5 protein-coding genes are annotated in these 3,616 nt (G+C 59.3%); all 5 read left to right on the top strand.

Going from position 1 to position 3,616, the window contains the following annotated elements; translation table 11 throughout:
- Positions 1 to 1,122: glycoside hydrolase family 88 protein (locus P8X48_13020; protein MEJ2108227.1), on the top strand; the 1,122-nt coding region annotated here is incomplete at its 5' end.
- Complete coding sequence (locus P8X48_13015; GenBank protein MEJ2108226.1) at positions 1,119 to 1,715, top strand: hypothetical protein; 597 nt, start codon at positions 1,119 to 1,121, stop codon at positions 1,713 to 1,715. The genes P8X48_13020 and P8X48_13015, both read left to right, overlap by 4 nt.
- 116 nt (positions 1,716 to 1,831) lie before the next feature.
- On the top strand, positions 1,832 to 2,884 hold the full coding sequence (locus P8X48_13010) for an alcohol dehydrogenase catalytic domain-containing protein (protein ID MEJ2108225.1): 1,053 nt from the start codon (positions 1,832 to 1,834) through the stop codon (positions 2,882 to 2,884).
- A 16-nt stretch (positions 2,885 to 2,900) separates the two neighbouring features.
- Positions 2,901 to 3,221, top strand: a complete 321-nt coding sequence (locus P8X48_13005) for a hypothetical protein (GenBank protein MEJ2108224.1) — start codon at positions 2,901 to 2,903, stop codon at positions 3,219 to 3,221.
- On the top strand, positions 3,218 to 3,616 hold a 399-nt coding region (locus P8X48_13000), incomplete at its 3' end, for a hypothetical protein (protein ID MEJ2108223.1). The genes P8X48_13005 and P8X48_13000, both read left to right, overlap by 4 nt.

Below are 3,616 nucleotides of genomic sequence, written 5' to 3'. Positions count from 1 at the left end.
GCCGGCCTGTTAGCTGGCTGCAAATCCACCCAACCGCTGGACTGGTCGACGCGGATGGCCGACTCGGTGATCCAGCGCCACCCGTTTCTTTCGGACAAGTGGACCTATGCAGCCGGTGTAGCGCTCTCCGCGATCAAGCAGGTGTGGTCGAAAACCGGGAGGAAAAAGTATTACGATTACATCAAGAGCAACATCGACGAATTTGTCAGCGCCGATGGCGATATCCGGACATACCGCATTGAGACGTACAACCTGGATCAAATCAACGCGGGCAAGCTGCTGTTTCTGCTGTACAATCAAACGGGCGACGAGCGATACGAGAAAGCCGCATACCTGCTCAGGGAACAACTACAGCTCCAGCCACGCACCAGCGTGGGTGGCTTCTGGCACAAGCAGATCTACCCCCATCAAATGTGGCTGGACGGCATCTATATGGCCGGCCCATTCTATGCCGAGTTTGCCAAAACGTTCGACGAACCGCAGGGATTCGACGACGTGGTCCGTCAGATCACGCTGATAGAGAGCCACACTCGCGATCCTCAAACCGGGCTGCTCTATCACGGCTGGGACGAGAGCAAGAGCCAGCGTTGGGCCAACCCGGCAACCGGCTGTTCTCCCTGTTTCTGGGGACGCGCGGTCGGGTGGTACATGATGGCCATCGTGGACGTCCTCGATTTCCTGCCACGGGACCACGCGGGCCGAGATTCCATCATAACGATTCTCAAAGACACGGCAGCCGCGCTGACCACCGTGCAGGACGAGCCCACCGGCCTGTGGTACCAGGTGCTTGACCAAGGAGATAGAGCAGGCAATTATCTGGAAGCCTCGGCCTCGTGCATGTTCGCGTACGCACTGGCAAAAGGCGCCAACAAGGGCTATATTGGCAAAAACCACCTGGATGTGGCCAAGCGCGGGTACCAAGGGATTCTGAAGCACTTTATCAAAGTTGATGAACAAGGCCTGGTCAACCTAGACCGGATCTGCAGTGGAGCGGGTCTGGGTGGAGAGCCATATCGAGACGGCTCGTTTGAGTATTACGTCGGCGAGGAAATCGTGACCAACGACTACAAAGGTGTCGGCCCGTTTATCTTGGCGAGTATCGAAGTTGAGGGAATCATATGAATCCAGCAAATCTCGATTTGCTCTTTGGGTGGACCCTATACTTGAGCGCTGCGGCCACCCTAGCCACCGCGGTCACGGCCATCCTCTTCTTCACCCTGGGCGGACGCTTTGGAAAGATCAACGACGCCGTGAGCGTCCTCCAGATGCTACTGATGTTGCCCGTCTCAGTTGGGCTTTTCCTCCTGATACGTCACGGAGGAGCCAGACTGGCCCTACTGGCAGCTGTGGTAGGCGCCGTAGGGATGCTCGTGGCCGCGATGCTGCAAACGCTGCTCGTCCTTGACGTCGTCAAGTATGAACAGACGATCACGGCCGTGCTCACGGCCGGCGGAGCCATCGGCCTGTGGCTTCTGCTTGCAAACATCCTCGCTTTCAGCATCGATGCCTTTCCAAGTGGCTTGGCCATTTCCGGCATTGTCGTCGGGGCGGGATACATCCTCGTAGCGCTCGGCTTCCGCATCGGTGGGCAGGAGCATCCTCTCAGTTATGCCGGTGCTGTGCTGGTGATCGTGGGATACTCGGTCTGGTCGATTTGGCTAGGCTGGCTTTTCGCGTCGGGCCGGTTAACTTTGGAATCGTGTACTACATGCTAAAGCTGTAACGAGACAAAGCAATGTCCGAGATCGAACGGGTTGCTAAAGAGAAGGAGCACAGGAGAAGAAGCATGCCAGATACTCAGACTAACATACCCGAGACCATGCACTCAGTGATGTGTTATGGGCCGCACGACTACCGCCTAGAGGAAATCCCCGTACCCAGCGTGGGCCCCGGCGAAGTGCTCGTGCGCATCCTGGGCGCCGGCATCTGCGCGGGAGACGTCAAGTGCTATGCCGGCGCCCCCTTGTTCTGGGGAGATGAACATCGCCAGGGCTACTGCCAGCCGCCGATCACGCCTGGTCACGAGTTCGTGGGAGAGGTGGTCGCCCTGGGCGATGGCGCGGCACAAAAGTACGGCCTGACCATCGGCGACAAAGCAATCTCGGAGCAGATCGTGCCCTGCTGGGAATGTCGCTTCTGCAAGCGAGGTCAGTACTGGCAGTGCGATGGCAAGCACGACGTCTACGGCTTCCGCCAGCGCACCCGCGGTGCCATGGCCGAGTACATGCTGTTCCCCGCCGACGCCATTAACAACAAAGTCCCCGACGTCCTCACACCACGGCAGGCCGTCTACATCGAGCCCCTGGCCTGCGCCATCCACGCTGTCCAACGGGGCGAGATCGAACTGGGCGACACGGTCGTCGTCTCCGGCTGTGGCCCATTGGGCCTGGGGATGGTCGCGACGGCCCGGCTGAAGAGCCCCGGCTGCCTGATCGCGCTCGATCTGGTACCCTCCCGGCTGGAGGTGGCCAAAAAGTGCGGCGCCAACCTGGTGCTGAACCCGCTGGAGGTGGACGTGGTCGACGAGGTACGCAAGCTCACGGAGGGTTACGGCTGCGACGTCTACATCGAGGCCACCGGCCATACCGAATCCGTGATCCAGGGCCTGCACATGATCCGTCGCCTGGGCACGTTCGTCGAGTTCAGCGTGTTTGGCGAGCCGGTCACGGTCGATTGGACCATCATCGGCGACACCAAGGAGCTCAACATCCACGGCTCCCACTTGGGGCCCTTCTGCTATCCGCTGGCGATGGACATGCTGGTCAAAGGCCAGGTTCCGGTGGACGACATCGTGACGCACGTATTCCCATTGGAGCAATTCGAGGAGGCTTTCCAGATGGTTTTGGAGTCGAAGGACTCGATCAAGGTGATGCTGGAACCTTAGGGAGATAAAACAGGACATGATCAGCCGAATCTGGCACGGATGGACGACGCCGGCAAACGCCGACGCCTACGAAGAACTGCTCAAGAGCGAGATATTCGTCGGCATACAGGAACGCGAGATCGCAGGCTACAGGGGCATACACCTCCTGCGCCGCGACTCGAGCGACGAGGTAGAGTTCGTGACCATCATGTGGTTCGACTCGCTAGACGCAGTGCGCGCCTTCGCCGGGGAGGATTACGAGGTCGCCGTCGTGCCCCCAAAGGCCAGGGCGCTGCTCTCGCGGTTTGATGCGCGCTCGCAGCATTACGAGGTCAAGACAAAAGCCGAGGTCGCATGAAAATAGCCCCCTTTGCGCTGGAGCGATACTTTGCCAAATACGAGTTCTCGGCCCGCTATCTGTTATCGTGTTCCGACTGCGAACCACTTGCCATGTCAGAGCTGTTGGCAATGGCGGACACAGAGACGGCACAGCTGTGGGAACACCTCAAGCTAGGATACACCGAAAGCCCCGGGCACCCATTCCTAAGGGAAGCCATCGCCGAAATCTATGCAGGCATCGAGGCGCAGGACGTCCTCGTGATGGTCCCCGAGGAAGGGGTTTTCCTGTTGCTGCACGCGCTTCTCGAGCCAGGAGACCACGCAATCTGCACCTTCCCGGCCTACCAGTCGCTGCACGAGGTGGCCCGCTCGATAGGATGCCAAGTATCGACCTGGGAACCAGACGAGGGTCAA

It is taken from the genome of Acidiferrobacteraceae bacterium, from assembly GCA_037388825.1.
In the GTDB taxonomy this organism is placed as follows: Bacteria; Pseudomonadota; Gammaproteobacteria; order Acidiferrobacterales; family JAJDNE01; genus JARRJV01.
The sequence above is the reverse complement of the archived record's forward strand: the minus strand, read 5'-3'. Positions and strand labels throughout refer to the sequence as shown.

Bases quoted from the DNA above. Each gene is read 5' to 3' on its own strand.
- P8X48_13005 (MEJ2108224.1), top strand. From the start codon at position 2,901: ATGATCAGCCGAATCTGGCACGGATGGACGACGCCGGCAAACGCCGAC.
- P8X48_13015 (MEJ2108226.1), top strand. From the start codon at position 1,119: ATGAATCCAGCAAATCTCGATTTGCTCTTTGGGTGGACCCTATACTTG.
- P8X48_13010 (MEJ2108225.1), top strand. From the start codon at position 1,832: ATGTGTTATGGGCCGCACGACTACCGCCTAGAGGAAATCCCCGTACCC.